Origin of the sequence: Pseudomonas sp. NPDC087346, assembly GCF_044744235.1 — a bacterium.
In the GTDB taxonomy this organism is placed as follows: Bacteria; Pseudomonadota; Gammaproteobacteria; order Pseudomonadales; family Pseudomonadaceae; genus Aquipseudomonas.
In genome coordinates, this window is the sequence record NZ_JBIUXX010000010.1 from 35,946 (window position 1) to 62,048 (window position 26,103).

The window sequence follows — 26,103 nt, forward strand, 5'->3', positions numbered from 1 at the left end:
CAGCCAGCGATTTATACAGCGCGGCGTTCGTTCAGACGATCCGAACCACCTTCAGCAACACGGCGTTCGAGCAGACGATCCGAACCACCTTCAGCTACACGGCGTTCGAGCAGACGATCCGAACCACCTTCGGCAACACGGCGTTCGAGCAGACGATCCGAACCACCCTCAGCTACACGGCGTTCGAGCAGACGATCCGAACCCCCTTCAGCTACACGGCGTTCGAGCAGACGATCCGAACCCCCTTCAGCCACACGACTTTCGATCAGTTTGTCCGAACCGCCTTCGGCGATCATCGTGTGAGCTGGAACAGCAGCAAAAGCGTTGATTGCGAAAACCGAGAATGCGAGGCCGAGAAGGGTTTGGCGTTTCATGATCGTGTGCTCCGGGGGTAGTTGTTTGGTATGGAGCCGATCTTACGCCCGGGATTTTTTATGAGAACTTCATTGACGTGATGGTGACTATCGACGCCAGCGATGTATGCCGTCGCCGCGGTTTACAGGGCTGTTGGCCGAATGCAGAGTTCGCCGGTGGCGCGGGTCAGGGCCAGCTGGTGCAGCGTGTCGTGAGTCAAACCGTTGCGCGCATTTGCCAGCCAGGTCGGGCAAGCCGGGTCTTGGCGATAGGGCGCAAAAGCGGCGTATTGCTGCAACAGGCGCGTTTGCAGTTCATCCAGGCGCGGGCGAATCTGCTTGGCCAGATCCGGGCGCGGCGTGTTCGGCGCTGCGCCGGCTGCTTGCCATTGCGCGAGCAACCCGTATTGCACCAGTTTGTTGGCTTCCATCTGGGCGGCGATCAACTGCGCGATATCTTCCGGATCGAGTTTGCGTTCGCTGGCAAGCGTCCGGGCATTGGCGATGACCTGTGCTTCACGAGCGCTGTCCTGAATCGGCTTGCCGCTGTCCCACTTGGTCAACGCCACCAGATCGCCGATGTTCAGGCGTTCGTTTAGCGTGACCAGCAGCGGCTGCAAGGTTTCGGGTGCCGGGGCGGCGTGTGCGCTGCCAGCGATCAGCGCGAGCAGGGCGCAAGTCAGAAAACGTGGAGCGTGGGGCATGGGCGAGGCCTCGATGACGGGCGAAAAGGCCTGTTTTTTATCACGATTGGGCGGATGCATGCGCGTTTAAACCCGAAAAAATAATCACCTGTCCGAGATGTTAATTGCACCTTGGCGGCAACTCGCCGAAGCTATCCTTCACCTGCCAACCTGTAGCCGAGATGGACCTCAATCCCATGCAAAGTGCCGCCGCTGCCCAACGCCCACTCTGGCGAACCTATCTGCTGTTTCTCGCGCCGATGGTGCTGTCGAATTTCCTGCAATCGATGTCCGGCACGATCAACAGCATCTACATCGGGCAGATGCTCGGCACGCAGGCTTTGGCGGCGGTCTCGGGAATGTTCCCGATCGTTTTTTTCTTCATCGCACTGGTCATTGGACTGGGCGCGGGCGCCGGGGTGTTGATCGGTCAGGCGTGGGGTGCGCGTGAGTCGCATATGGTCAAGGCTATCGCCGGGGCGACGTTGTTGCTCGGGGTGATGATCGGGCTGGTGGCGGCGGTGCTGGGCAGTGTGTTTGCGCGGCAGGCGTTGCAGGGCCTCGGCACGCCGGCCGATGTGCTGGACGATGCGGTGGCGTATGCGCATGTGATGATGTGGATTTTGCCGTCGATGCTGGTGTTTGTGCTGTTCACCCAGTTGTTGCGCGGGGTCAGCGATACGCTGTCGCCGCTGTTGGCGCTGATTGTCTCGACCAGTGTCGGGCTGGCGCTGACGCCGGCACTGATTCGTGGCTGGTTCGGCTTGCCGCAACTGGGCATTCAGAGCGCGGCGTATGCGGGACTGGCCGGTAACCTGTCGGCGATGGCGTGGCTGGCGTGGCGCTTGATCCGCAAGGGCCATCCGCTGGCGCCGGATCGGGAGTTTTTCAAAGCGCTGCGACTCGACGGGGCGATTCTCGGCAAGGTGTTGCGCATCGGTCTGCCGACTGGCGTGCAGATGATTGTGCTGTCGTTGTCGGAACTGGTGATTCTGGCGCTGGTGAACCAGCACGGTTCCCAGGCGACGGCGGCGTATGGCGCGGTGACGCAGATCGTCAACTATGTGCAGTTTCCGGCGCTGTCGATTGCGATCACCGCCTCGATCCTCGGCGCGCAGGCCATCGGTGCCGGGCGACTGGAGCGGATGGGCCCGATACTGCGCACCGGGCTGTTGATCAACGTGTGTTTGACCGGCGGTTTGATCGTGCTCGGCTATCTGTTGTCGCACTGGTTGCTCGGGTTGTTCCTGACCGAGGATTCGACGCGGGCGATGGCCGAACACTTGTTGCACATTATGTTGTGGAGCCTGTTGGTGTTCGGCTTCCAGGCGATCATCGGCGGGATCATGCGTGCCAGCGGCACGGTGTTGGTGCCCGTGGCGATTGCGATTGTCTGCGTGGTCGGTATTCAGTTGCCGGCCGCTTACTGGCTCGATGGGCAGTATGGTTTGCAGGGTGTGTGGATGGCGTTTCCGGTGGCATATCTGGGAATGCTGGTGTTGCAGACCCTGTATTACAAACTGGTCTGGCAGCATCAGAAGATTGAACGCCTGGTCTGATTTTGCTCTATGTCGGAGCTGCGGCACGCTGCGATCTTTTGATGTTGGTTTTGAGCAACAAGATCAAAAGATCGCAGCGTGCCGCAGCTCCTACAGGGGATTGTTGGCAGTTCCTGAATTGTTTGCTTAAGTCTATGGAGGCCCACGCAGGCGCCGGAGAATCCCCATGTCGATCCGATTGCTGTTGGCTGTCGTCTGTTGCCTGATCGTTATGCCGGTCGCGCAGGCGGTCGAATACACTCGGGTCAACACCACCGCCAGTCAGATCAGTTTCACCTACAACCAGATGGGCTCGCGGATGTACGGCACGTTCGGCAAGTTCGACGCAACGCTGGACTTCGACACCGACAACCTCGCCAACGCCCGCACCACGTTGCACATTGACCTCAGCAGCATTGACGCCGGAAGTGAAGACGCCAATACCGAGCTGGTGAAACCGGCGTGGTTCGACACGGAAAAATACCCGCTGGCGGTGTTCGAATCGACCCGCGTGACTCAGGACAAAGACAATCACTATCTGATTGCCGGCAAACTCACCGTCAAAGGCATCACCCGCGAAGTACAAGTGCCGGTGGAGTTGAAACCGGACAACGCCATCGGCATCTTCGACGGCGAACTGGTACTCAAACGCGATGATTTCGGACTCGGTGCCGGCGAGTGGGCCGACACCGTGGTTTCCAAAGACATCGCCATCAAGTTCAAGGTGGTGGCGCCACAACAGTGACGCCGCAGCTGCGGATCAGTACGCCCGCCAGTGGCCCGGCACCCAGCGCCATTCATTGCCGCCCCAGCGATAATGGCCATTAACCCAGTGATAACCCGGTGCGGGCATCACTGGCACCACTTCCACTGGCGGTGGTGGTCGATGCGGACGGGCCGGCGCGACAACGCAGCCGGACAGCGTGATCGCCAACAATGTGGCGCTGATCAGGGTTTTTACGGTTCGCGACATGGTGATGTTTCCGGTAAGTGAGGTTTGCATGCTGATCGGGGCTTAACGCACCCAGTGACCTTCTACCCAGAACCAGTTAGGCCCGCGAGCCTGCCAGTGTCCCGGTTTCCAGCGGGCGCCATATCGCACCGGTTGCCAGTGCCCGGGTATCCACACGTAGCCGCGTCCTTGCCAACGCCAATGGCCCTGATCCCAGACATAGCCGGGCCGGGCACCGGGCATCACTTCCATGCGCATCGGCGGTGGTGCTTGCTGGACGATGACCACGGGTTGCGCAAACACCGGCGCACTCGCCAGCGTGGCCAGGGTCAACGGCACCAACAGCAAAGCTTTTCGCCATTTGAACAGAGAACGCAGAACGCTCATGAAGACTCCTCAAGGCCTGCGTCGAAAAGTGAACGCAGCTAAAGGGTTGGACGCCAAATCGCTGAAAAGTCCGATCTTCAGCAGATGAAATTTTCTTCAGGGTATGATGTTGCGGTTTTCCGCCGGAGCCCGTTTGCCATGCCACGCATCACCCATTTCAAAACCCCGTGTCCTGAGGGTGTCAACAGCCAGATTTTGCAGATGGTGGTCGATTACCTGACCGACATCAGCGCGGTCGGTCTCGGCCCGAGCAACCTCCTGTACAACGTCTATCAGTACGCGGTTGGCTACGAGATGCATCTGTATCTGGAAGCGCTCAACGGCGAGAAGGGTGTCGAGGTGGAGTTGCTGGTTGCCACTGCCGAGGAAGATCCGGAGCAAGTCACCGGTTTCCTTTTGTACCTGCCGGTGCAGGGCGATTGGGAGGCGTGCAGCGTTGCTTACATGGCCGTGCGCGAAGGCCATCGGCGCCAGGGTGTGGCGCGGGAAATGCTGGCCGAGATGGTTGGGCATTATCCGCATGCGGAGCTGGCGTGCAGCGTCGGCAAAGTGCCGTACTTCGAGAACCTCGGGTTTGAGGTGATCGGTCAGCGCGAGACGCAGGTGCTGATGAGCACCCGGCATTACCGCAGCAACGGCTTGCATGGTTTTATCGACACCATGCCGATTTACCGCTCACTGGAAGTGCAGCAGATTCACACCTATTTGCTGCAAAAGAATGGCAAGCGCGCCATGGTCGACGCCGAGAAACAGCGCGACCGGCATCTGGATCAAGTCACCCGCCATACCGAAGAATTTGTCCGCCAGCGCCTGACGGTTCACTGAGCACGCTTGAGAAACGCAAAATAAAAAAGAGCCTCAAGACTCTTTGATGGGGAGAGTAGAGCCCGTGAGGCTCAAGCTGCGCGTGAAACAAGAGTGGGCTTGTTTGGGGTTCAGAACACCCACTCCCTACGCAGCCGCTCAGGAGTGAAACGACCGCGTATCTTTATACTGGGAGCGCGCAAGGGCCGACTCAAGTACCACTAGTCGCCCGGGCGTTCAGTCCGGCATTGCACCTGCCCCCCCATGACCTCGGTAGCCAAATGTTCACCTGACCCTGTAGGAGCTGCGGCACGCTGCGATCTTTTGATGTTGGTTTGAAAGCAAGATCAAAAGATCGCAGCGTGCCGCAGCTCCTGCAGGGGGCGTGTTATTAGCGGGCGCCGGGCCAGCCTGCTTTTGCGAGAGACGCAAGCATTGTTTCAGCATCCAGCCCCGGCACCGAATGCCCGTTGCCTTCGGTGCTGTTGCTGGTCAGCAGAGCATTGATGATTGCTTCTTCAACCGCCTCGGTGGCAGCAAGGAACAGTTCGCTGATGTGGTCGTTGTTGACCATGCGCAAACCGTTGCAGGTTGGTGCGCCTTTACCTTCGTAGGCTGCTGGCTGAATGTGGTCGTTGCCGGTGGCGAAGGCGATGAAGATGTCACCGCTGTGGTCTTCGTTGCCGCCGCCGGTACGCGCCAGGCCGAGGCTGGCCCGTTGCGCGAGGCGCGTGCATTGATGCGGTAACAACGGCGCATCGGTGGCCAGGCAAACCACAATCGAGCCCATGCCCGGATGCGGTAACGAGGCACGCAGGAACGGCGAATCGACCTGTTCCATGTAGCGCCCGACTGGATATCCATCGACCCGCAGCTCGCTGCGAATGCCGTGGTTGGCCTGCACAATCGCACCAACGGTCCAGCCGCCCTGAGCTGTGCTCAGCTTGCGCGACGCGGTGCCGATGCCGCCCTTGAATTCATGGCAGATCATGCCGCTGCCGCCACCGACCGCACCTTCCTGGACTGGGCCGCTTTGCGCGCTGTGCAGCGCCTCGGCAACGTGCTCGGGGCGAACGTGAAAACCGTTGATGTCGTTGAGCAGGCCATCATAGGTTTCCAGCACAACTGGCATGTTCCAGTAGAGACGCCCGTCATCGGGCTGTTGCTGACGATCCAGCACAATCAACGCATCACGCACCACGCCGAGGCTGTGGGTGTTGGTGAAGGCGATGGGGCTGGTGAGCAATCCTGCCTCGCGAATCCATTCCAGCCCGGTGGCGTCGCCATTGCCGTTGAGCACATGCACCCCGGCGAAACACGGTTGCTGATTGGTCGAGCCGGCTCGGGGTTCGATCACTGTGACCCCGGTGCAGATATCGCGGCCGGCGTCACTGCGGCCACGCACGTTGCTGTGGCCGACGCGCACGCCGGGCACATCGGTGATGGCGTTGAGCGGGCCGGGCTGCATCTGGCCGATGCGGATGTTCAAGTCACGAGCACGTGGGTTCATTGGTTTTTGTCTCTTAACAGAAAGGTAGGGCTTGTCACCGATCCTGTGGGAGCTGGCTTGCCAGCGATAGCGGTGGTTCAGTCGGTATAAATGTTGACGAGGACGACGCCATCGCTGGCAAGCCAGCTCCCACAGGGTTTTGCAGTGGTTGTGTGGTGTGTTTACTGGCCGTTTTTAACCTTGCTCCACACCCGCGTACGCACCCGTTCGGTGGCTTTGGGCAGTGGTTCAAGGGTGAACAGCGTGGCCATCGCCGTGGCCGACGGGTACACCGCCGGATTCTCACGAGTAGCCTCGGCCACCAGCGCCGTCGCCGGTCGATTGCCGTTCGGGTAGGACAAATGATCGGTAACCGGCGCAATCACTTCCGGGCGCAACAGGTAGTCGATAAACGCCAGGCCCTGAGCCGGATGCGGCGCATCCTTGAGCAGCACCAGCGTGTCAAACCACACCGGCGCGCCTTCCTTGGGCAGGCTGTAGGCGATCTTCACGCCGTTGCCGGCCTGCTCGGCGTTGGTCTTGGCTTCGAGCATCGCTCCCGACCAGCCGACCGCCACGCAGATATTGCCGTTGGACAAATCACTGATGAATTTCGACGAGTTGAAGTAGGCGATATGCGGACGCAACTTCAGCAGCAACGCTTCGGCTTTCTGATAATCCTCGGGGTTGGTGCTGTTCGGCGGCAGACCGAGGTAATGGAGGGCAACCGGGATCATCTCCGACGGCGAGTCGAGCATCGCCACGCCGCACTGGCCGAGTTTGGCCAGGTTCTCTTCCTTGAACACCAGATCCCACGAATCCACCGGCGCCTTGTCGCCCAGCGCGGCACGCACTTTGTCGACGTTGTAGCCGATGCCGTTGGTGCCCCACAGATACGGCACGGCGTACTGGTTGCCCGGGTCGTTGTTGGCCAGTTTGCTCAGCAGATCGCTGTCGAGGTTCTTCCAGCCTGGCAATTGCTCGCGGGGCAGCGGGGCGAGGGCGCCGGCCTTGATCAGGGTCGGCAGGCTGTAGTTGCTCGCTACCACCACGTCATAGCCACTGCGGCTGGTCATCAATTTGCCTTCCAGCACTTCGGCGCTGTCGAAGGTGTCGTAGACCGGTTCGATGCCGCTGTCGCGTTTGAAATCGTGCAGGGTAGTGGGGCCGATGTAGTCGTACCAGTTGTAGACATGCACGGTCGGCGCATCGGCCGCATTTGCGGTGATTACGGCAGACAGACAGGCAGTCAGGCCCAGGTTGATATACCCGTGATGACGACGCATGATGCGGCACTCCTGGCCTGTGCAGGCCGGTGATGAACAGGAGCCGTCAGCCTATCGGGCGGGCTGTGCCGGACCCATTCCCATCATGGGTTACTCAAAAGGGGTAGAGCGTGGACGCGTTGTTGCAGGAGTTGCCGGTGCATCAAAGTCTGGCGCGGGTGTTTGCCGGGGTCGGGCAGGCGGGTTTCTGGCGGGCGCTGGTCGATACGCTGCGATTGCTGGTGCCGCTGGATAACGCCCTGGTCGCGCTGATGTCGCCGGGGCAGGCGCCGCGCTTGCTGATCGATTTCGACAGCAAAGGCCGGGCTGATGAACAGGAGGATCTGGCCGGTTATTGCGCTGGCATGTACCTGCTCGATCCGTTTTATCAGGCAGCGTCGGCAGGGCTTGCCGATGGCTTGCACAGCCTGGCCTCGGTGGCGCCGGACCAGTTTCTGCAAAGCGAGTATTACCAGAGCTACTTTCGCTCGGTGGTCGGCGCGGATGAGCTGCAATTCATGATCAACGTCGAGGGCGGCGTACTCGGGTTGTCACTCGGGCGCGACTCGCCGTTCGATCTGGCCGAGCAGGGGCGCTTGCTTTGCGTTCGGGACTGGGTGCTGGCGGCGATGCGTCGGCATGTGCAGTTGTTGCCGGCGCAAGGGCCGGTTATTGAGGCGCCGGTGGGTGATTTGGCGACCTTGCTTGATCGCTTCGACGCACGGCTGACGACCCGCGAAATCGACACCGCCCGGTTGATCCTGCAAGGCTTCTCCAGCAAGGCGATGGCGCAGCAGATGGGCATTTCGCCGGAGACGGTCAAAGTCCATCGGCGCAACCTGTATCACAAGCTTAATGTCACCGGGCACGGCGAACTGTTCGCCCTGGTGCTACGCCCCCACTAAAAACACATAACCCTGTAGGAACTGCGGAACGCTGCGATCTTTTGATCTTGCTTTTCACAAACAAGATCAAAAGATCGCAGCGTTCCGCAGTTCCTACAGGGGTTGTGTTGGGTTATTCGAGGCGTTTGAAGATCAGGGCCTTGAGGCCGCTTTCCGGGTCGATGTCGGGGAATTCCGGTGGATTGTCCAGGCGCTGCTCGAAGCGCAGGCTCGGCGCTTCCTGCATCACGCCATCGATCAAAAAGTCCGAACCAAACGCCGGATCGTTCATGCACGCCAGCACCGTGCCCTGCGGGGTAAGCAGTTCCGGCAGGCGACGCAGCACGCGCCGATAATCCTTGGTCAGCAGAAAGCTGCCTTTCTGGAACGACGGCGGATCGATGATCACCAGATCATACGGACCGCTGTTGATCACCTTGCCCCAGGACTTGAACAGGTCGTGGCCGAGGAAACTCACCTTGCTCACGTCATGCCCGTTCACCCGATGGTTATCGCGGCCACGGCTCAGCGCCGCGCGGGACATGTCGAGGTTGACCACATGGCTCGCGCCGCCGGCGATGGCCGCCACGGAAAAACCGCAGGTGTAGGCGAACAGGTTCAGCACGCGTTTGCCGGCAGCCTGCTCGCGCACCCAGTTGCGTCCGTAACGCATGTCGAGAAACAGCCCGGCGTTCTGCTTGCGGCCCAGATCGACCCGATACTGCAAGCCACCTTCAACAATGCCCATCTCATCGATTTCATTGCCCAACAGCCATTCGGCGGTGCTTTGCGGCAGGTAGCGATGTTGAATCAGCAAAGTGTGCGCGCCGGACTGTTGCCACTCGGCGCTGGTGCTGATGTCCATCAGCAATTGCTTCAGCGCTTCGAGCTGCTCGGATGGCGGTTCCTTGAACAGCGACACCAGCACCACACCTTGCAGCCAGTCCACCGTGACCTGTTCCAGACCCGGCCAGCAACGTCCACGCCCGTGGAACAAACGACGGGTTTCGCTTGGCGCCGCTGCAAGGGCTGGCAACAAGTGGGCGCGGAGGGTGGCGAGGGCTTCAGGGTTCATCAGTCACGATCGGCAAGCAAAAGGGCTGGCATTTTAACCACAAATGAGCGGCCGCGAACGCCCGCTGGTAAAGCGTAAGACTGACCATTTAGAAAAGAGCTGTATCAAAAATGAATTAATGCCGGGCCTGCTGCTCATACCAGATAAGCAGCGGATTTGAGCCGCTAAATCGTTAATGTAAATCAGGGAGTGCCACTACATGAGCCCAACACCGACGGCGAGCGCGCACCTTCCTGGCGGGTTGATTCTGGTGGTCGAGGATGATCCGTTGATTCTGGAGTTTCTTTGCGAAATTCTTCAGGAGGAAGGTTTTTTGGTTGAACCGCAGACCAGTGCGGATGCGGCCAGTAAATATCTCGAGGAACACGCGCCGGAAGTCGCGCTGTTGCTGACCGACATCACCATGCCCGGCACCCTCAACGGCGCGGATCTGGCCAATCTGGTCGGCGAGCGCTGGCCGGACAAACCGGTGATGGTCATGTCCGGTTATGAAACCCCCGAGACTTCCGGGGTGAAGCGTCCGGTGGCGTTCATCAAGAAGCCTTGGGCAATCGGGCAGTTGCTGGATTGTGTGGAAAGCGCGTTCAAGTCGAAGACGCCGAGTCTGCACTGACAGGCTGGGTCGATCCGCCGCGCTAATGCTACATTGCCGGGCAAATCTGCCCGGCCCCTTGCCAGAGGACTCGACCCTTTGTCTGCTCACGACACCATTTTCAACCGCGCGTTTGGCGCGTTCCTGTTCGACATGGACGGCACCGTCCTCAACTCCATTGCCGCTGCCGAGCGCGTCTGGTCTGCCTGGGCCGTGCGCCACGGGGTGGACGTCGAAACGTTTTTGCCGACCATTCATGGCGCGCGGGCCATTGATACCATCAATCGCCTGAACCTGCCGGGCGTGGATGCCGAAGCGCAAGCCGCGTTCATCGCTCAAGCGGAAATCGACGACGTTGAAGGCATCATCGAAATCCCCGGCGCGCAGGCGTTTCTCAATTCGTTGCCTGCGAACCGTTGGGCGATGGTGACTTCGGCGCCGCGTGATCTGGCACTGCGGCGTATGGCGGCGGCGGGGATTTCCGAGCCTGCGGTGATGGTTACTGCCGAGGATGTCACTGCCGGTAAGCCCGATCCCGCTGGTTATCGACTAGCAGCCAAACGTCTAGGGCTTGAAGTAGGTGAATGCCTGATCTTCGAAGACGCTGCCGTGGGTATTCAGGCGGCTGAAGCCGCAGGCGCTGCGCTGTTGGTCGTCACCACCACGCATCAACATCCGATTGAAACGCAGCACGCGACGATGGCCAGCTATGAAACGCTGAGCGTGGACGTCGATGCGGACGGCAAATTGCGTTTGGAAACCCGTTAACCGGCATCGATAAAGCCCTGTGGGAGCCAGCCTGCTGGCGATAGCGGAGTGTCAGGCGACAAGGCTTTTGGATTTGCAGGCCTCATCGCCAGCAGGCTGGCTCCCACATGGGATTTGTAGTGTTTAGTAGACGCCCGGTAATAGCCGCCAACTGCGACTGCAATAAGCGTCGTACTCCGCGCCGAACTGGCTGCGCAGCAACGCTTCTTCGGAGTGAATGCGGGCGATCAGCGGAATCAAGGTCAGTACCGCAAGCAACAATCCAACGCTCGAGCGAAACGCCAGTGCCCAACCCACAGCGTTGACCACCAACCCCAGATAACTCGGATTGCGCAGACGCTGATAAATGCCATCCGTGACCAGCCGATGCCCCGGTTGAATCGCCACCAACCCACTAAATCGTCGCCCCAGCACAAACACCGGCCACAAGCGCAACGCACCGCCGATGATGAACAGCAACGCCCCCAGCCAACGCACGCCCTCGCCACCAAAGGTCCAGAAATCGATGCGGTCGCAATACGCCGGCAGGAATCCGCTGAGCAGGCCAATCACCCCGAATGCCGGAAGCACCCAGCGGTTGGCGCGGTCTTCACGTTCACCTGAACTCAGATTGACCTCGGTGAACATTGATGCGACGACCATCAGCAAGGTCGCCAGCGCCACTATCACCAGCGAACCATGGGCAAAGAAAATCGCCGGGCCGCCAATGCCCCACACCGCCAGGCCAAGGTAGGCGAGGGTGGCGAGTACAGCGACCACAGTCATTTGTGCGGACATTTTCATGGGCACCTCACGGCAGACAACTCTCCCATAAAGTGTAGATCCCCGGTAAAACCTGTGGGAGCCAGCCTGCTGGCGATGACGGCGTATCAGCCAGCAGATATTCTGGATATGCCGGCCAAATCGCCAGCAGGCTGGCTCCCACAGGGATGGGTATCGGTCAGGACTTTACGAAAGGTCTCCACCAACGGCCGTAAATTGATCCGGTGCCACGCCGCCCACAACGGTGTCGTGAACGCCAGCCATGGCACTTCCCGCAGCACCACGCCGGGCGGGGCGTTGTGGCTCAGGCCTTTCTGGATCATCGCAATCCCCAGCCCCGAGGCCACCAGCCCCAGTGCGGTGAACGGCTCTGTTGCCTGCATGCGCACATCCGGAGTGAACCCGGCACGGATGCAGGCACTCACAAAGTCATCCTCCGCGCCTTGACGCGGCTGGACGCCGATCCATTCCTGATCGGCCAGATCCGCAGGACTCAACACCGCCTGCTGCGCCAGCGGATGCTGTTCCGGCAGCGCCAGCAGCATCGGGTCGTCGAGCACCTGAAAACCCAGCAGATCCGGATCGTCGTCGGTCGGTGGCTCGTTCACTAACGCGATATCGAGACTACGCTGACGCAGTCCTTCCAGTTGCTCGGTGGAACTCAGGTTGTACAGCGCGACATGCACGTTAGGCCGATCCACCCGCAACACCCGCAAGGCGTTCGGCAAGACCCCGGCGTGCATGGCGTTTTCGATGTAGCCGATGCACAAACCGCCTTCTTCGCCCCGGCCCAGACGTTTGCCGAGGGACTCCAGACGATTGGCGTGAGTCAGCAGGGCGCGGGTTTCGGCGAGAAAAGTCTGGCCATCGCGGGTCAGCCGAATACGTTGTTGACTGCGCTCGAACAGGGTCAGGCCCAGTCGTTCTTCGAGCTGGGCTATCTGTCGGCTCAGCGGCGATTGGGAAATATGCAGCCGTTCGGCGGCGCGGCCGACGTGTTCTTCTTCGGCGACGGCAACGAAATAGCGCAATTGGCGGATGTCGATCATGTCAGACCTGTAGGGACTCAAGTGCTGCTGATTATGTCTTGGACGGTCTCGACTGCGCAATCTAGGATCTGCTCAACGGTCACACAGACCCAGACACCTACGAGGACAAACCAATGAGCTTGAAAGACAAACTGCCGGGCAAACTCGGCTTCGGCACAGCACCACTGGGCAACATGTTCCGCGCCATCCCTGAAGAAGAGGCACAAGCCACCGTGCATGCAGCCTGGGATGCTGGCGTGCGTTACTTCGACACCGCGCCGTTCTACGGCTCGGGCCTCTCGGAAATTCGCCTCGGCGCCGCGCTGGCCCAATACAAGCGTGATGACTACGTGCTGAGCACCAAGGTTGGCCGGGTCATTCTCGACGAAGTCGAAGACGCAGCAGCCCGTGATCTCGGTGAGAAAAGCGGCGTGTTCGAGCACGGTCGCCCGAACAAAATCGTCAACGACTACAGCGCCGACGCAACGATGCGTTCGATTGAAGACAGCCTCAAGCGCCTGCAAACCGATCGTCTGGACATCGTCTGGGTGCACGACATCGCCCAGGATTTCTACGGTGATCAGTGGCTGGAGTATTTCAATCAGGCACGCACCGGCGCATTCAAAGTTCTTACCCGTTTGCGTGAAGAAGGCGTGATCAAGGGTTGGGGTCTCGGAGTGAACAAGGTCGAACCGTGCGAACTGACGCTGGACCTGACTGAAGCGCAACCGGACGGCTTCCTGCTCGCCGGCCGTTACACCCTGCTGGATCACGACCGCGCCCTGCAACGATTGATGGATGCAGCGCTGGCGCAGAATGTCGAAATCGTCGTTGGCGGCCCTTACAGCTCGGGGATTCTTGCCGGTGGTGCGCACTTCGAATACCAGAAGGCCAGCCCGCAGATCATCGCCAGGGTTGAACAGATCAAACGCATCGCTGCTGCATACGGCGTCGATGTAAAAGCTGCGGCGCTGCAATTCTCGCTGGCCAATCCGGCAGTGGCGGCAGTGATTCCGGGTGCCAGCAAACCGGGGCGAATTGCTGAAGATATGGCAGCACTGTCGGCGGTGATTCCGGCCGGTTTCTGGAAGGCCATGCGTGAAGCGAAACTGGTGTCCGAACGTGCACCATTGCCAATCGATGAGGTGAAAGCATGAAAATCGATCTGAGTGGAAAACTTGCAATCGTTAGCGGCAGCACCGCTGGCATCGGTCTCGGTATCAGCCAGTCGCTGGCCGAGGCTGGCGCGACCGTGGTGGTAATCGGCCGCGAAACCAGCAAAGTCGATCAGGCGCTGGCGAGCATTCGGCAAAAAGTCCCGGGTGCACAATTGCGCGGTTTGACGGCGGACCTGGGCACCGCCGAAGGTGCGGAAATTCTCTTCGCCGCCGAACCGCGTGCGGACATTCTGGTGAACAATCTCGGCATCTTTAATGATGTGGATTTCTTCGAAACGCCGGACAGCGAGTGGACGCGTTTCTATGAGGTCAACGTGATTTCCGGCGTGCGCCTGTCGCGGCATTACACGCCGGCGATGGTCGAGCAGGGCTGGGGCCGGGTGATCTTTCTGTCTTCGGAATCCGGTGTGGCGACGCCGGCCGACATGCTCAATTATGGCGTGACCAAAAGTGCCAATCTGGCGGTGTCCCACGGTTTGGCCAAGCGTCTGGCTGGCACGGGCGTGACGGTCAATGCGATCCTTCCGGGGCCGACGTTTACCGATGGCCTGGAACAAATGCTCAAGGACGCCGCCGCCGAATCCGGCCGCAGCCTGCGCGATGAGGCCGACGCCTTTGTGCGCAAGGCGCGGCCGACCTCGATAATCCAGCGTGTGGCCGATGTCGAAGAGGTCGCGCATCTGGTGACCTACATCGCTTCACCGCTGTCCTCGGCAACCACCGGCGCGGCCCTGCGGGTCGATGGTGGTGTGGTCGACAGCATGGCAATCTGAACCCGAATATTTTTGGAGAGACGTTTATTTATGGCAACTGCATCAGCATTCATCGACATCCCGGCCTCGGCCGATCAGGTCTGGCAATTGATCGGCGGGTTCAACACGTTGCCGGATTGGCTACCGTTCATTCCGAGCAGCGAATTGAGCGAAGGCGGTCGCGTGCGCACCCTGAAAACCGCCGATGGCGGCACGGTGATCGAGCGTCTGCAGACGTTTGATAATGCGGCGAAGATTTACAGCTATTCGATTGTAGAGGCACCGTTCCCGGCGACGGAATATCTGGCGACGATCAAAGTCGAAGCTCAGGGGCAGGGCGCACGGGTAACGTGGTCGGGACGCTTCACGGCCAATGGCGTCAGCGATGAAGAAGTGGTGGCGCTGTTCAACGGCATCTACCAGGGCGGCCTCGAAGCCCTGCGGGCCAACTATCCGGACTGACTGATAACCACAAAAACCTGTGGGAGCTGGCCTGCCAGCGATAGCGGTGTGTCAGCCAGCTAATATTCTTAATGTGCCGACGCCATCGCGAGCAGGCTCACTCCTACAGGTTTTGTGGTGTGACCACAGCATCCAGTCACGCCACGGACATTGTGGGAGCTGGCCTGCCAGCGATGGCGCCGGTCCAGTCAATATTTATGCCGACTGAACCACCGCTATCGCTGGCAGGCCAGCTCCCACAGGGGGGGCGTGAATTGGAGGTTTGCAATCAACCTCAGGATTGCGAAATCAGGCTCTGCTTGCAGTCGAGCGCCAGTTTCGCGCCGCCTAGATCACTGCTACCCACTTCAAGCGTGAAACCATGCAGGCTGACAATCGCCGCAACGATCGATAAGCCCAGGCCAAAACCGCTTTGTGGTTGCCCGCCCTCGGCGCGATAGAAACGCTGAAACACCACCTCGCGCTCGGCCTCCGGAATTCCGGGGCCCGAATCGTGAACTTCGATGCGCGTATGCCCACCGACACTCACACCACGCAAAATCACCGTGCCACCGGGTGGGGTGAATTTGATCGAGTTGCTCAACAGATTCGCCAGTGCCTCAAACAACAGCGCCCGGTCACCATTCAGCGGCGGCAAGGTTTCCGGCATGTTCAGTTCGAAACGCAATTCGTCTTCTTCGGCCAGCGGCAGATAAAACTCGTGCAGTTCTTCCAGCAATTGCACCGGATCGAGTTCGACAAAACCGGAGCGCCGCTGCCGATCCTCTAGCTCGGAAATCCGCAACAGCCCACGAAACCGCGCCATCAGCGTATCCGCTTCGCCCAGCACCAGATCCAGTTGCGCCGCTTGCTGCGAGCCTTCACCGGCTTGTTGCTGCATGCGATACAACTGCGCCCGCAGACGAGTCAGCGGAGTGCGCAGATCATGGGCGATGTTGTCGCAGACGCCTTTGACTTCATGCATCAAGCGCTCGATGCGTTCGAGCATGGCGTTGACGATAGCGGCGAGCATGTCCAGTTCGTCACGGCGATTGGACAGCGGCAAACGATGGGTCAGGTCGCCGGCAACAATCGCCTGAGCGCTGGCCTGAATCGCCCTGATACGCCGCAATGGCCGCCGCCGCAACAGATGCCAACCGGCAATCCCCGGCAGAATCGTCAGCGAAACACCCCAGAACAACGCGTGCAAAATGATCCGTGTCACGGCAAACAATGAGCCGTTGTCGCGCAGCAACACCAGCCAGCGGCCGTCACGGGTCTGGGTCGCGACCGCGTCGCAGCTGTCGGCGGGAAGGGTCGGGTCATCGGAATCGGCGCAGTCGGCCAGGGTGTGGATCTTGCCGTCGAGCGGAAGGCCTTCGGGGATTTGCTGCAAGGCACCACCGAGGTAGCGCTGCTCGGCGTCGAACAAGCCGTAGGCGTCGATGCCGCGAATATCGAAGGTCATGCTCGCGGCCAGGGCTTCTTCCAGTTGCTCGCCGCGAAAGTGCGAGAACAGGTGCTGACGTTGCATCAGCGAGTGCTTGGCCAGGTTGTCCAGATACCCGGACACCTCGAAATACATGACCCCCATGAGGATCGCACTCCAGGCCACGAACAGCGAACTGTACAGCGCCAGCAAGCGACTGCTGGAGGAACGCCAACCGTCAGACGGGTTCGGCAATGACATAACCCGAGCCTCGCACCGTGCGGATCAGCGGAACATAACCCGCGGCGTCGATCTTTTTGCGCAGGCGCCCGATGTGCACGTCGATCAGGTTGGTGCCGGGGTCGAAGTGATAGCCCCAGACCTCTTCGAAAATCATCATCCGCGAGAGAATCTGGCCGCTGTTGCGCATCAGGAATTCCAACAACTTGTACTCGGTCGGCAGCAGCGTCAGCACCTGGTCGGCGCGGCGCGCTTCGTGACTGATCAAGTCGAGTTCCAGATCCGCCACGCGCAAGGTGGTCGGTTGCGTGCCGCCAGTGCTTTGACGACGCAGCAGCACTTCGACTCGTGCGGCCATTTCATCGGTGGCGAATGGTTTGGTCAGGTAATCATCGCCACCGGCGCGCAGCCCGCGCACGCGTTCATCGACATCGGAAAGGGCGCTGATCATCAAAATCGGCGTGGCCACACCCATGGTGCGCAGGGTAGTGACGATGGCCAGGCCATCGAGTTCGGGCAGCATGCGGTCGAGGGTGATCAGGTCGTAGTTGCCGCTGACGGCACGGTCCAGGCCTTCACGGCCGTTGTCGACCCAATCCACATCCAGGCCGTGGCTGCTCAATTCGGCAACGATTTCCCGGGCGGTCACGGCGTCGTCTTCGATGGTCAAAATACGAGTCATAGGGCAGGCCTTGATCGGTTGAAACGGAATGGCAGCATTTTGCCAAGTATTTTCCGTGACGCTTTAAATTAACTTTCATGTTGAGCCTGTCACAAACGCAAATAACAGACTTTGTGCCAATGCATAAAACCCGCTGATATCTGCAGCTTGTTGCAAATTGCACGGATTTAAGAAGTTCATTCTTTATAACTTATTGAAAAATAAGGATTTATTTATTTCTGACGACTGGCACGGTCGCTGCAATTCATCTCGTGACGAGTTGTAACACCATTTTTCATGCCTGGAGCAGAACAACAATGAATAGATCCTCAGATGGGTTTTATCCTGCCTTCGAAGGAGAGTCGAGCAACGTCTCAGGTGTGTCCTGGGGGGCGATCTTCGCTGGCGCGGCAGCGGCAGCCGCTTTGTCGATGATTCTGGTGCTGCTGGGCTTCGGGCTTGGCTTCTCTGCAGTTTCACCGTGGGCCGGGGAGGGCATCAGCGCCAAGGGCCTGGGCATTTCAACGATAGTCTGGCTGGCGGCGACGCAGATCATCGCTTCCGGCATGGGCGGTTACATCGCCGGACGCCTGCGGGTGAAGTGGGCGAACATGCACGGTGACGAAGTGTATTTCCGCGACACGGCCCACGGCTTCCTCTCCTGGTGCGTAGCGACTCTGGTGACCGCGATTCTGGTGGTCGGCTCGGTCAGCAGCGTGATCAGCGGTGGCGTTCAGGCCGGTGCAAGTGTTGCCGGCGGTGCAGCCAGCGCTATGACTCAAGCAGCGGGTACCGCAGCAGCCAAAACCGACAGCAACCAGTACGGCTACTTCATCGACAGCCTGTTTCGCGATGACCGTCCGGCAGCTGTCAGTGACGATGCTGCGCATGGCGCCGTAGCGCGAATCTTTGCGCAGAGCCTGGCCAACGGTCAGCTCAGTGTCGAAGACCGTACCTACCTCGCGCAACTGGTAGCGCAACGCACCAACCTGACTCAGGCCGACGCCGAACGTCGTGTTGATGAAGTCTACGCTCGCACTCAGAAAGCCATCGCCGACGCCAAAGTCAAAGCCCAACAGGCTGCTGACGCTGCTGCAAAAGTCGCTGCGCTGACTTCCCTGTGGATGTTTGTTGCGCTGCTGATCGGTGCGTTCTTTGCCAGCTTCGCGGCCACTTTCGGCGGTCGTCGTCGGGATGCGGTCGAGTACGTTGAAGTCGACACCTACACCACAGCCACCACCACACTGCCTCCAGTCCGCTAACAAGGAACATCACCATGCGCTCATTACTGCTGTTTTTCCTCGGTGTACCGATCCCGATCATTATCCTGATTGCCCTGTTCGTACACTGACCGAATGCTCCCTTGAGGCCACTGCCTCGGCCGCTTGCACTTCACGGTGCAAGCGGCTTTTTGCTTTCTCAAGGGCCAACGGCGAGAATCGCCGGCGGAAGTGGATTGGCCGCTTTCACCGCGATTTAAGGATGAGCACGTTGGACAAGAAGGAAATCAAACGGCAATTGGTCGAGATGCTCGACGCCGGACGCTCCAGGACCGAAACTTTCAAGGCGCTCTCGGGCGGGAAGGTCAAGGATCGTGTGTTGGCTGCATGGATTGCCGGCCGGCCTGATCCCGCTCTCAGAGAGCGTCACTCACTCAAAGTCACAATCCTCGTCGTGCTGACCTGCATTCAGGCATTGATCGGCGCGGTGGCCGGGTTTTTCCTGTTTTACGAATTCAGCGCGGGCATGGCTCTGACGGTGATGCTGATCGCCGGTGGCATTCCACTGCTGTTTGCCTGGGGCTTCTACAAGAACATCGCGTCGGTTTACACCGTCTACGTGATCCTGACGCTCAGCCAGCTATCGCGCATGTTCAAGGGCTTCGAAGAAGACCCGGTGACCACCCTGGTCGTGGTGGGCATTACCCTGGCGATTGTGGGCTATGCGGCGTGGCTGAAAACCCTGCTGTTCCCTGACCTCGGGTTCATCGGTGCGAAAAAGATCAAGGGACAATTCGTTTTCTCGAACTGATCGTTGAACAATCCGACGGCTTTCACTGGCCTGGATCAATATTTCCTCTGGCAATATCGCCTAACTTAAATGATCCAGGCCTTTGCTGGTGTTTGAGCTACAGTGCTCCCGCGCGCCTTGTTGCGCTGACGGAGTACCCGCGTCGACGCCCCCAATCAAAGAAATAAATGCGTCGATCAGGTGTAGTGCAGCAAGGAGCTGACACAACCTCAACCGAACCTTCACGGATGAACATAGCAATGCACTGCCAAGACAGAACCTTCGATATCCAGCCTTTGGCGCAGGCGGATATGACCGTCCACATCAACGGTCAACCGGTCAACGCTGCCATTGGGGAAACCGTCCTCAGTGTCATCCAGGCCCTCGGCGTGCGCCAGGTCGCGCGCAACGATCACAACCAGATCAGCGGCGCCTACTGCGGCATGGGCGTGTGCCAGTGCTGCCTGGTGAAAATCAATGGCCGGCACAAGCGCCGCGCCTGCCAGACCGTCGTGCGTGACGGCATGCAGATCGAAACCCAGGTCAACCGCGTCGCCGCGCAGGAGGTCGTATGAGCCTGCAACCGGTTATTGTCGGCGGTGGGCCGGCAGGTATGGCAGCAGCCTGCGAACTGGCGCGCCACGGTGTGCGCAGCACTCTGCTCGAAGAATCTTCACGACTCGGCGGCGTGGTTTATCGCGGGCCGCTGCGTGACGGCGTGCAGCTGGATTATCTGGGGCCGCGCTACTCCGAAGCCCTGAGCAAACTGCACGGTGAATTCCAGGAACAATCCGGGCTGATTGACGTGCATCTCAACCATCGCGTGGTCGGCGCCGAAGGCACTCGCGCACTGGTGGTGCTGGACGCCGACGAGCAACTGCACGAAATCGAATACCCGCAATTGCTGCTGGCCGCCGGTTGCCATGAACGCAGCGTGCCGTTTCCCGGCTGGACCTTGCCGGGCGTGATTATGCTCGGTGGCCTGCAACTGCAGATCAAGAGTGGCGTGGTCAAGCCGCAAGGGCCGGTGATCATCGCCGGCACCGGGCCGTTGCTGCCGCTGGTGGCGACGCAGTTACATGCATCCGGGGTCAAGGTTGCGGGTGTGTATGAAGCCTGCGCCTTCGGCAAGATCGCCCGTGAAAGCCTCGCGCTGCTGAACAAGCCGCAGCTGTTTCTCGACGGTTTGAGCATGCTCGCCTACCTGAAACTGCACGGCATCCCGATGAATTACGGTTGGGGCATAGTTGAAGCCCACGGCGAGGGCGAATTGAAAAGCGTCAGCGTCGCACCGTATTCGGCCACCTGGGCGCCAGATCTGACACGGGTCGAGCGTTTCGAAGCGCAGACACTGGCGGTCGGTTACGGTTTCATTCCGCGTACTCAACTCAGTCAGCAGATGGGCCTGGATCACGGCTTCAGCGACGACGGTTACCTGCGCGCCAACTCGAATGTCTGGCAGCAAAGCAACGAGCGGCATGTGCATCTGGCCGGCGACGTCAACGGCATTCGCGGCGGTGAGGCAGCGATGCTGGCGGGCAAGATCGCCGCGACCTCGATTCTGCTGCAACGTGGCGTGATTGAAGCAGAACTGGCGAAGGTCCGTCGCGACCGCTTCCTCGGCAAGCTCAAGGCCATCGTGCGCTTTCGAGCCGCCGTGGATCGCTATACCGAACGCGGTGTCGGGCAAACTGCACTGCCAGCCGCCGACACGGTGATCTGCCGCTGCGAACACGCGACCCGCGCCGACATCGACCGGGCGCTGGAGCAGGGCGTGCAAGACATCGCCAGCCTGAAAATGCGCACCCGCGTGAGCATGGGCGACTGTCAGGGACGGATGTGCGTCGGTTATTGCAGCGACCGCTTGCGCCAGGCCACCGGACGTCAGGACGTCGGTTGGCTGCGTCCGCGCTTCCCGATTGATCCGATTCCTTTTTCCGCATTCACATCCGTCGGCACGGAGGCCGCTTCCCATGAGTAAGTTCTATGACGTGGTCATTGCCGGCGGCGGTGTGATCGGGGCGTCCTGCGCCTATCAATTGTCCAAGCGCAAAGGCCTCAAGGTTGCGCTGATCGACGCCAAGCGTCCGGGCAATGCGACCCGTGCTTCGGCCGGTGGCTTGTGGGCGATTGGCGAGTCGGTCGGGCTGGGCTGCGGGGTGATTTTCTTTCGCATGATGTCGGCCAACCGCAAGCGCGAAACCCAGGGCGCGGCAGTCGCGGTGGATTCCAGTACGCCGCATATCCTGCCGGACTCATTCTTCGATTTCGCCTTGCAGTCCAATGCGCTGTACCCGGCGTTGCACCGTGAATTGATGGAAAACCACGGGATGGATTTCAAGTTCGAGAAGACCGGATTGAAATTTGTGATTTATGACGATGAAGACCGGCTCTACGCCGAGCACATTGTCGGCTGCATTCCGCATCTCGCCGACCAGGTGCGTTGGCTCGATCAGGCAGAACTGCGCGAGGCCGAGCCGAGCGTCAGTCACGAAGCACGCGGGGCGCTGGAGTTCCTCTGTGACCATCAGGTCAGCCCGTTCCGCCTCGCCGATGCCTACACCGAAGGCGCACGGCAGAATGGCGTGGATATCTTCGTCAACACCAACGTCACTGGCGTATTGCACCACGGCAGCCGCGTGACTGGTGTGCAGACCGCCGAGGCTGGCGTGTTCCACTGCAAGACCCTGATCAACGCCGCTGGTGCCTGGGCGGCGGATCTGAGCGAGTGGGCCAGCGGCATCCGCATCCCGGTGAAACCGGTGAAAGGGCAGATTCTGCTCACCGAACGCATGCCGAAAATCCTCAACGGTTGCCTGACCACCAGCGACTGCTACGTGGCGCAAAAGGACAATGGCGAGATCCTGATTGGCAGCACCACCGAAGACAAAGGCTTCGACGTCACCACCACCTACCCGGAAATCGCCGGGCTGGTGCAGGGCGCGGTGCGGTGTTTGCCGGAACTCAAGGACGTCAATCTGAAACGCACCTGGGCCGGGCTGCGTCCGGGCTCGCCGGATGAGTTGCCGATCCTCGGGCCGATGCGTGGGGTGGAGGGTTATCTGAATGCCTGCGGGCACTTCCGCACCGGCATCCTGACTTCGGCGATTACCGGCGTGTTGCTGGATAAACTGGTCAACGATGAGCCGTTGCCGCTGGACATTACGCCGTTCCTGGCGGATCGCTTCGAGGTTGCTCCGGTCAAACAGGCGCTAGAACTGGAAATGGCCTGATCCAATCCTGTCGGAGCTGCTCGCTGCAGCTCCAACAGGTATAGAGCCAAACCGGGTGCCCCTAGCGAAGATCAATGATCAACGTGGAAGGGCATTCACCAGCCAGCGCTGGCGCATCTGCTCCAACTGTCCATTCTTGCGCAAGGTGTTCAGTGCCTGTTGCCAACGTGCCACCTGCTTCGGGTCGGTCTGCAGCGAGAAGGCGATGTAGGTTTCCTGCTTCATCAGTGGAATCTGATACTGCAAGCGGCCCGGCTCCATGCCTTGTTCGCGGGCGAGGGAAGCGCTGGACAGGGTATCGGACACCACGAAATCGGTACGGCCGAGGCTGAACAGCCGCATCATTTGCTCGGGGGTTTCCACGCCGTAGAGATTGCTCAGGCCTTGCTGTTGCAGATAGCTGTAGACCAGCCATTTACGCGGCGCGGTAATCCGGCCCAATTGGTCAGCCTCTTGCAGACTCTGCACCCGAGGGTGACGAGTGTCTTGTGCGTAAAGCGCGGTTTCAACTTCAATCAGCGGCCCGACCCATTGGTAGCGGTCATCGCGTTCTTCGGTGCGCAACACGGTGAAGACACCGGTGTCCGGTGTATCGATCGCCATGCGCAGGGCGCGCAGCAGCGGTACTTGTTGCAGATTGATGTGATCGCCAGTCTGTGCGGCCAGCGCCCGTACCACGTCCACCCCGTAACCCACCAGTTGATCGCCTTGCAGAAAATGCAGCGGCGGATGGTTGTCGGTGAGCAGTTGCAGATCCGCCGCGTTGGCCGCCAGGGCCAGGCATGACAGCAGATACGCGGCAATCCGTTTCATGAATCTTCCCTGACGAAAACAAACGCGCAGCTTAGTACGGCCGGTGAAGGCTGTCGTGGGGAATCTGTGGGGCTTTTGTGTCAGGAAGCAGGACTGGAGAGTCACCTGAAATACTGTGGGAGCGAGCTTGCTCGCGAAGGTCATCATCTCGTGGCGCGATGAGTACTTCTCAGAGCGCCGTAGGTCGGAAAGCTTCCTTTACCTGTCAGATATGACAGTAGCGGAGCCCACCACCAGGTTGTTTGATAAGGGCAGCAATCCACCAGCGTGCAGGAGCTTCAGTCATGACCACCCCCGTGTTGCCCAAAAACGGTCCCTTGGTGTTAGACCGACCGCTAATTCCCCGAGGTACAACACCGGTGGCGGGGGCCAATTACGGTGTACCACTGCACATTTACCTTGAGCCCATGGGGCTGCTCATTACGGTGCAGGCTTATCTGGGGCAGGCGGCTGGGGACACCATCCGTATCAATCTCAATGGTCAGGTCGACATCACCAATGCGCAGACTCAAAGCAACAGCAGCAATACCACGCTGTATCTACCGAAAAAAATGCTCCGCGATGGTGTGCTGAACCAGATGACTTACACGGTGGAGCGCAGCAGCAACAATATCGGTACTTCGGAGCCACCGCTGACGATGTTGTACAACGCCATTCGTCCCGGCAATCAGGACACCGACCCCGGTGTCGATGGCCATTCGCGGCTCGAATTGTTGTTGCCTGATGCCATCAAAAACGGAGTGGGGCCTGATTTCGTCGGTGCCTAGGTGTGTGTTTCGTACCCGTATTGCCGCCCGGGCGACAAGATTCGTCTGAACTGCAATGGCCATGACGTGGATCATACGGTGACCGAATCCGAAGCACCGCTCCCCGCTTCGGACATCCCGGTGACTGTGTGCTTCCCGGTAACCCGCGCCGATCTGTCGCACGGAGACAGTTCGAGTTTCAAACTCTCCTTCACGGTAACCGACAAGTTGAGTAACACCCCGGATACCGATTCGCCGTGGTCAGCTACAACGGAGGTGGACGTGGATCTGGCCGGGCAGCGTTTGTCGGGGCTGATCCTGCGAGAAAAACCCGACGATCCTTCGGATGACCCAGGCATCATCGATCCGGAAAAACTCGGTACTAATCCGTTATTGATGATTGCGCTGACCACCGATCCCGGTTTTCAACCGCGGGATGTGATCAACGCTACCTATACCGCGAAAATCGATGGCGAGCCGGACATCGTGGTGACAGTGAGCGGGACCGTAGAGACGGACGATTTCGGGCAGAAATCACCCTGCATACTGCAAGTGGCCAACGGGCAGGTGGTTGGTGGTAGCACAGTAACCGCGTGGTATGAGTTGTTCAGGGGTAGCGTGCGGATCGGTCGCTCCAGAATCGCTACGGCGCGGGTGCTGGGTGGAGGACTATCGGATCTGAAGCCGCCACGCTTTCAAAAGTCGGTTAATGGCGTGCTTGATCCGTTGGACCCGGCCAATCTGAGTGGTGCCAACGGGCAAGTTGAGTTGCTGGGGCATCGTCCCGGCGATACCGTTCAACTGATTGTCGAAGGGTCGCCCGGGCCTGGTTCTCCGGTCTTCAATCCATTACCGCTTAATGCCAGCAGTCGAGCCAACTTCCCATTGAGCAGTGCGTTCATTGCGGCAAACATGGGCAAGCAAGTGACGTTCAGTTATCTACTGTTCCGCAACGGCAAACAATTCACGTCGCAGACGTTGACCGCGTCGGTCAGCAAAATTCCGGAGAATCACCCGGGTTGGACAGTGCTTTCAATTGATGGCGCAAACAACGTCGACAACTCGCTGGATAGCTTCGCGTTAAATGACTCGACGCGAACAAGAGTTTCGGCGTGGCCCCATATCAGCGAATTCCAGCGGATCTGGTTGCGATACTTCGGTACCAATGACAACGGCACGCCATTTGAACACACCACGTATTCAGGAGATTTGTTGCCTGCGGGCGGAATTGTTGATGGATTATTGCCTGAGGCCCCCGTGGCAAACCTGCGAAAACTCAAGTGGGGTTCGAACTTGCGGGTGGAGTTGAAGGTGACTTTTGATGGGAGTCTTGATGAATCGACGGCGCAGACGCTTGTTCGTACGTATGAGGTCTGGAGTTCTGTGATCGAGGAGGATTTTCCGGTGACGTTGTTAAGCCTGAGGGCGGGAGAAAGTTTCCAGCATGATCATATGAAGTTTGAATGCGTGAGGGGGCACCTAACTTTAGGCTCGGTATATTCAGGGCCGAATGAGCATGTAGATGGTCATGGGATAGGTGTTTGGCAGAGTTATGATGCTCTACCATATAAGGTCTATTTCAATGATAGGTGCTCCAGGATCAGTTTTTGGTATTTTTCAAATTCGTTGCATGCGGGGGATGTGAAATTTTTTGATGTCAGTGGAAATTTTTTAGGAACGTGCCCACTAGTTAATAGGTATCAGCTTGTTAACCATCAGATAACGTTTGAAGCTCAGGGAATAACGCGCATGGATATAAACGTGGGGAGTCCATCTGCAGGAGGTCAATTTTATTTTGATTCTTTCAGGTTAACTGTTCAGCGATAAGCTGATTGGTAGTCTGAATGCCAGGATGAGAACAGAATCAGATTTACTTATCCGAAATCACGCGTCGCTCGTCTGGCATCAGCAGTTCGTGCAGCACCCGCTGTAGAAAAGCTGCCACGCATATCGCTGGACCTCCAATACAACAAACCCCGGGTAGAGTCGATCTATCCGGGGTTTGCTAACGCTGATGCGT

At 59.3% G+C, this 26,103-nt stretch carries 28 protein-coding genes; 16 read left to right on the forward strand and 12 right to left on the reverse strand.

Features of this window, described 5'->3' with window-relative positions; translation table 11 throughout:
• Positions 1-11 precede the first annotated feature (11 nt).
• Both ACIOZM_RS08710 and ACIOZM_RS08715 read right to left on the reverse strand, forming a co-directional pair.
• Positions 12-374 carry a hypothetical protein gene (locus ACIOZM_RS08710; protein ID WP_401212054.1) on the reverse strand — a complete coding sequence of 121 codons (363 nt, stop codon included), beginning with the start codon at positions 372-374 and terminating at the stop codon, positions 12-14.
• Between the two features lie 122 nt (positions 375-496).
• Positions 497-1,057 (reverse strand): chorismate mutase, encoded by a 561-nt coding sequence (locus tag ACIOZM_RS08715; RefSeq protein WP_401212057.1) that lies wholly within the window; start codon positions 1,055-1,057, stop codon positions 497-499.
• 176 nt (positions 1,058-1,233) lie between these two features.
• On the opposite strand from ACIOZM_RS08715, the gene ACIOZM_RS08720 reads away from it, so the two are divergent.
• Both ACIOZM_RS08720 and ACIOZM_RS08725 read left to right on the forward strand, forming a co-directional pair.
• Positions 1,234-2,595 carry an MATE family efflux transporter gene (locus ACIOZM_RS08720; RefSeq protein WP_401212060.1) on the forward strand — a complete coding sequence of 454 codons (1,362 nt, stop codon included), beginning with the start codon at positions 1,234-1,236 and terminating at the stop codon, positions 2,593-2,595.
• A gap of 166 nt (positions 2,596-2,761) precedes the next feature.
• Positions 2,762-3,319, forward strand: coding sequence for a YceI family protein (locus ACIOZM_RS08725; protein ID WP_401212063.1), 558 nt, complete (start codon positions 2,762-2,764; stop codon positions 3,317-3,319).
• A 15-nt stretch (positions 3,320-3,334) separates the two neighbouring features.
• Here ACIOZM_RS08725 and ACIOZM_RS08730 read toward each other — a convergent pair whose 3' ends face one another.
• On the reverse strand, positions 3,335-3,547 hold the full coding sequence (locus tag ACIOZM_RS08730; RefSeq protein ID WP_401212066.1) for a YXWGXW repeat-containing protein: 213 nt from the start codon (positions 3,545-3,547) through the stop codon (positions 3,335-3,337).
• A gap of 42 nt (positions 3,548-3,589) precedes the next feature.
• The gene (locus ACIOZM_RS08735) at positions 3,590-3,913 is read right to left on the reverse strand and encodes a YXWGXW repeat-containing protein (protein WP_401212069.1); all 324 of its coding nucleotides are present in this window, start codon (positions 3,911-3,913) and stop codon (positions 3,590-3,592) included.
• A 138-nt stretch (positions 3,914-4,051) separates the two neighbouring features.
• Here ACIOZM_RS08735 and ACIOZM_RS08740 point away from each other — a divergent pair, with 138 nt between their 5' ends.
• Positions 4,052-4,738, forward strand: coding sequence for a GNAT family N-acetyltransferase (locus tag ACIOZM_RS08740; protein WP_401212072.1), 687 nt, complete (start codon positions 4,052-4,054; stop codon positions 4,736-4,738).
• Between the two features lie 370 nt (positions 4,739-5,108).
• Here the strand turns inward: ACIOZM_RS08740 and ACIOZM_RS08745 are convergent, their stop codons facing one another.
• Both ACIOZM_RS08745 and ACIOZM_RS08750 read right to left on the reverse strand, forming a co-directional pair.
• A complete protein-coding gene (locus ACIOZM_RS08745; protein ID WP_401212075.1) occupies positions 5,109-6,227 on the reverse strand; it encodes a P1 family peptidase in 1,119 nt (372 codons plus the stop codon).
• A 161-nt stretch (positions 6,228-6,388) separates the two neighbouring features.
• Complete coding sequence (locus ACIOZM_RS08750) at positions 6,389-7,492, reverse strand: polyamine ABC transporter substrate-binding protein (protein ID WP_401212078.1); 1,104 nt, start codon at positions 7,490-7,492, stop codon at positions 6,389-6,391.
• A 110-nt stretch (positions 7,493-7,602) separates the two neighbouring features.
• On the opposite strand from ACIOZM_RS08750, the gene ACIOZM_RS08755 reads away from it, so the two are divergent.
• Positions 7,603-8,376, forward strand: coding sequence for a LuxR C-terminal-related transcriptional regulator (locus ACIOZM_RS08755; protein WP_401212081.1), 774 nt, complete (start codon positions 7,603-7,605; stop codon positions 8,374-8,376).
• Between the two features lie 112 nt (positions 8,377-8,488).
• Here the strand turns inward: ACIOZM_RS08755 and ACIOZM_RS08760 are convergent, their stop codons facing one another.
• Positions 8,489-9,430, reverse strand: a complete 942-nt coding sequence (locus ACIOZM_RS08760) for a class I SAM-dependent methyltransferase (protein ID WP_401212084.1) — start codon at positions 9,428-9,430, stop codon at positions 8,489-8,491.
• Positions 9,431-9,629: 199 nt separating this feature from the next.
• Between ACIOZM_RS08760 and ACIOZM_RS08765 the strand changes: the two genes are divergently transcribed.
• Positions 9,630-10,043 carry a response regulator gene (locus tag ACIOZM_RS08765; protein ID WP_401212087.1) on the forward strand — a complete coding sequence of 138 codons (414 nt, stop codon included), beginning with the start codon at positions 9,630-9,632 and terminating at the stop codon, positions 10,041-10,043.
• A 78-nt stretch (positions 10,044-10,121) separates the two neighbouring features.
• Positions 10,122-10,790: an HAD-IA family hydrolase gene (locus ACIOZM_RS08770; protein WP_401212090.1), complete on the forward strand. Its 669-nt coding sequence runs from the start codon at positions 10,122-10,124 to the stop codon at positions 10,788-10,790.
• Positions 10,791-10,913: 123 nt separating this feature from the next.
• Here the strand turns inward: ACIOZM_RS08770 and ACIOZM_RS08775 are convergent, their stop codons facing one another.
• On the reverse strand, positions 10,914-11,573 hold the full coding sequence (locus tag ACIOZM_RS08775) for a methyltransferase family protein (protein WP_401212093.1): 660 nt from the start codon (positions 11,571-11,573) through the stop codon (positions 10,914-10,916).
• 86 nt (positions 11,574-11,659) lie between these two features.
• Positions 11,660-12,601 carry a LysR substrate-binding domain-containing protein gene (locus ACIOZM_RS08780; RefSeq protein WP_401212096.1) on the reverse strand — a complete coding sequence of 314 codons (942 nt, stop codon included), beginning with the start codon at positions 12,599-12,601 and terminating at the stop codon, positions 11,660-11,662.
• A 113-nt stretch (positions 12,602-12,714) separates the two neighbouring features.
• Here ACIOZM_RS08780 and ACIOZM_RS08785 point away from each other — a divergent pair, with 113 nt between their 5' ends.
• From ACIOZM_RS08785 to ACIOZM_RS08795, 3 genes are read left to right on the forward strand one after another with little or no spacing between them, the layout of a single operon-like run.
• A complete protein-coding gene (locus ACIOZM_RS08785; protein WP_401212099.1) occupies positions 12,715-13,737 on the forward strand; it encodes an aldo/keto reductase in 1,023 nt (340 codons plus the stop codon).
• On the forward strand, positions 13,734-14,531 hold the full coding sequence (locus ACIOZM_RS08790; protein ID WP_401212102.1) for an SDR family NAD(P)-dependent oxidoreductase: 798 nt from the start codon (positions 13,734-13,736) through the stop codon (positions 14,529-14,531). The genes ACIOZM_RS08785 and ACIOZM_RS08790 overlap by 4 nt, the downstream gene beginning before the upstream one ends.
• A 30-nt stretch (positions 14,532-14,561) precedes the next feature.
• Entirely contained in the window at positions 14,562-14,972 is a 411-nt protein-coding gene (locus tag ACIOZM_RS08795; protein ID WP_401212105.1) for an SRPBCC family protein, read from the forward strand.
• A gap of 274 nt (positions 14,973-15,246) precedes the next feature.
• Here ACIOZM_RS08795 and ACIOZM_RS08800 read toward each other — a convergent pair whose 3' ends face one another.
• Positions 15,247-16,641 carry a sensor histidine kinase gene (locus tag ACIOZM_RS08800; protein ID WP_401212108.1) on the reverse strand — a complete coding sequence of 465 codons (1,395 nt, stop codon included), beginning with the start codon at positions 16,639-16,641 and terminating at the stop codon, positions 15,247-15,249.
• A complete protein-coding gene (locus tag ACIOZM_RS08805) occupies positions 16,619-17,302 on the reverse strand; it encodes a response regulator transcription factor (protein ID WP_401212111.1) in 684 nt (227 codons plus the stop codon). The genes ACIOZM_RS08800 and ACIOZM_RS08805 overlap by 23 nt, the downstream gene beginning before the upstream one ends.
• A 296-nt stretch (positions 17,303-17,598) precedes the next feature.
• On the opposite strand from ACIOZM_RS08805, the gene ACIOZM_RS08810 reads away from it, so the two are divergent.
• From ACIOZM_RS08810 to hcnC, 5 genes are all read left to right on the forward strand, one after another.
• Positions 17,599-18,543 (forward strand): hypothetical protein, encoded by a 945-nt coding sequence (locus ACIOZM_RS08810; RefSeq protein WP_401212114.1) that lies wholly within the window; start codon positions 17,599-17,601, stop codon positions 18,541-18,543.
• 220 nt (positions 18,544-18,763) lie between these two features.
• Positions 18,764-19,312: a hypothetical protein gene (locus ACIOZM_RS08815; protein ID WP_401212116.1), complete on the forward strand. Its 549-nt coding sequence runs from the start codon at positions 18,764-18,766 to the stop codon at positions 19,310-19,312.
• A gap of 239 nt (positions 19,313-19,551) precedes the next feature.
• A complete protein-coding gene (gene hcnA, locus ACIOZM_RS08820) occupies positions 19,552-19,866 on the forward strand; it encodes a cyanide-forming glycine dehydrogenase subunit HcnA (protein ID WP_401212119.1) in 315 nt (104 codons plus the stop codon).
• Complete coding sequence (hcnB, locus tag ACIOZM_RS08825; protein WP_401212122.1) at positions 19,863-21,272, forward strand: cyanide-forming glycine dehydrogenase subunit HcnB; 1,410 nt, start codon at positions 19,863-19,865, stop codon at positions 21,270-21,272. The genes hcnA and hcnB overlap by 4 nt, the downstream gene beginning before the upstream one ends.
• On the forward strand, positions 21,265-22,524 hold the full coding sequence (gene hcnC, locus ACIOZM_RS08830) for a cyanide-forming glycine dehydrogenase subunit HcnC (protein ID WP_401212125.1): 1,260 nt from the start codon (positions 21,265-21,267) through the stop codon (positions 22,522-22,524). The genes hcnB and hcnC overlap by 8 nt, the downstream gene beginning before the upstream one ends.
• Positions 22,525-22,602: 78 nt before the next feature.
• Here the strand turns inward: hcnC and ACIOZM_RS08835 are convergent, their stop codons facing one another.
• Positions 22,603-23,337: a substrate-binding periplasmic protein gene (locus ACIOZM_RS08835; RefSeq protein WP_401212128.1), complete on the reverse strand. Its 735-nt coding sequence runs from the start codon at positions 23,335-23,337 to the stop codon at positions 22,603-22,605.
• A 284-nt stretch (positions 23,338-23,621) separates the two neighbouring features.
• On the opposite strand from ACIOZM_RS08835, the gene ACIOZM_RS08840 reads away from it, so the two are divergent.
• Positions 23,622-24,104, forward strand: a complete 483-nt coding sequence (locus ACIOZM_RS08840; RefSeq protein WP_401212131.1) for a hypothetical protein — start codon at positions 23,622-23,624, stop codon at positions 24,102-24,104.
• 78 nt (positions 24,105-24,182) lie between these two features.
• Entirely contained in the window at positions 24,183-25,910 is a 1,728-nt protein-coding gene (locus tag ACIOZM_RS08845; protein WP_401212134.1) for a hypothetical protein, read from the forward strand.
• The last annotated feature ends 193 nt before the right edge of the window (positions 25,911-26,103 follow it).